Here is a 1,769-nt window from a genome sequence, read left to right on the forward strand (position 1 = left end):
CCGCATCAACCGCGTCAGCGGCATCATCAACGGCACCACCAACTACATCCTCACCCGCATGGCTGAGGAGGGGGCCGCCTATGACGCAGTGCTCAAGGATGCCCAGGAGCTGGGCTACGCCGAAGCCGATCCGGCAGCGGATGTGGACGGTCTTGATGCGGCCGACAAGATCGCGATCCTGGCCACCCTGGCCTTCGGTGGCAGCGTGGATCGCGCTGCAGTTCCCACCGACGGCATCAGTGGCCTACAGGGTGTGGATGTAGACTACGCTAACCAACTCGGTTACGGCTTGAAGCTGCTGGCCGTGGCCGAGCGCATGGGTGAAAGCGGCGATCCCCTGCCCCTCTCCCTGCGGGTGCAGCCCACGCTGGTTCCCAAGGACCACCCCCTGGCGGGCGTGAACGGCGTCAACAACGCCATCCTTGTGGAAGGTGACCCAATCGGCCAGGTGATGTTCTACGGGCCCGGTGCGGGAGCCGGCCCGACCGCCTCTGCGGTGGTAGCAGACATCCTCAACATCGCTGGCATCCGCCAGGCCAGTGAAAATCCCGGGAAAGTGGATCCCCTGCTGGCGGCAAGCAGCTGGCGACCCTGCGCTCTCGTCGACTCAGGCGACATTCGCCAACGCCACTATGTGCGTTTCGAGACAAAAGACGCCCCAGGCGTGATTGGCAACGTGGGCGGCTGCTTCGGCCAACGCAACGTGTCGATCCAGTCGATCGTGCAGTTCAATGCCAGCGACGCCGGCGCCGAGATCGTTGTGATCACCCACGAAGTGAGCCAACGCCAAATGAATGAAGCCCTGGACGCCATCCAGGCTCTGCCGGAGGTGTCTGGCCTGGCCGCTCACCTCGGCTGCCTCTAGGGAGAGCCTCGGCCCTGGCGAATGCCCCCGAGCGTGCGCCAGAGTATCAAAAACTTTCACGGCACAGGCCTGAATCCTCAGATCTGTGCTCGAAACGGTTCATGCAGAACCTCACTTATTCGAGTCCCGGTCAAGGCTGTTCCCTCGAGGAGGGGGTGAATCCGATGACGGTGCACCAAGGAGATTGCGTCAATCTTGATAGTGACGATGACACCTACCAAGTGGTCGGCGTGGATGGCGACCACGACCGCTGCTGGGTGCGCCGCTGGCCCCTGCAGAGCAACGAGGGCTCACCGGTGTTCGAAATCTCGTTGGAAAGGATTCGCCAGGTCGGGTAAGTCCCTGTTGAATGGGCCTACCCGTAGATGGTTGAGCCCCGTTGAAGCGCATCGATCGCCCCACGAGATGGACGTGCGGTGGCGCACTGATGGCCCTGGCTTTGGCCATCACCCAGATGGGGTGTCAGGCCCCGCCCCCCACCAGCCGCATCACGGTAGCCTCAGCAGGGCGAATCAGTTCCCTGGATCCAGCCCAGGCCAGCACCCTCGGCGCCGTACAGCTGATCAGCGCCCTGGGGGATCCGCTCTATCGCCTCAGGCGGGATGGCTCACTGGAACCCCGCCTGGCGGCATCGGCCCCCGTTCTGAGTGATGGCGGTCGCACCGTCACAGTTCCCCTGCGCACCGATGTACGTTTCCATGACGGAACGCCGTTCAATGCCGCAGCCATGGCCTTCAGCCTGCGGCGCTTCCTCGAGATCGGAACCCTCAGCTATGTGGTGGGCGACCGGATTGCGGCGGTGGAGGAAGCCGACAGCCACACCCTGCGGCTGCGCCTCAGTCGCACCTCTATATCCCTGCAGGGCCTGCTGACATCGATCAACCTCACCCCGATTTCACCAACG

General features: G+C 63.5%; 3 protein-coding genes. All 3 read left to right on the forward strand.

Annotation, left to right across the window (positions count from 1 at the left end; all coding sequences use genetic code 11):
* Positions 1 to 865, forward strand: an 865-nt coding sequence (locus tag ACGVJ8_RS04505) for a homoserine dehydrogenase (RefSeq protein WP_392345813.1), incomplete at its 5' end; no start/stop codon positions are given.
* Positions 866 to 966: 101 nt separating this feature from the next.
* A complete protein-coding gene (locus tag ACGVJ8_RS04510; protein WP_392345815.1) occupies positions 967 to 1,203 on the forward strand; it encodes a hypothetical protein in 237 nt (78 codons plus the stop codon).
* Positions 1,204 to 1,292: 89 nt separating this feature from the next.
* On the forward strand, positions 1,293 to 1,769 hold a 477-nt coding region (locus ACGVJ8_RS04515), incomplete at its 3' end, for an ABC transporter substrate-binding protein (protein ID WP_392345817.1).

The organism is Parasynechococcus sp. (assembly GCF_042954245.1).
Lineage (GTDB): Bacteria > Cyanobacteriota > Cyanobacteriia > PCC-6307 > Cyanobiaceae > Parasynechococcus.

Bases quoted from the DNA above. Each gene is read 5' to 3' on its own strand.
- ACGVJ8_RS04510 (WP_392345815.1), top strand. From the start codon at position 967: ATGCAGAACCTCACTTATTCGAGTCCCGGTCAAGGCTGTTCCCTCGAG.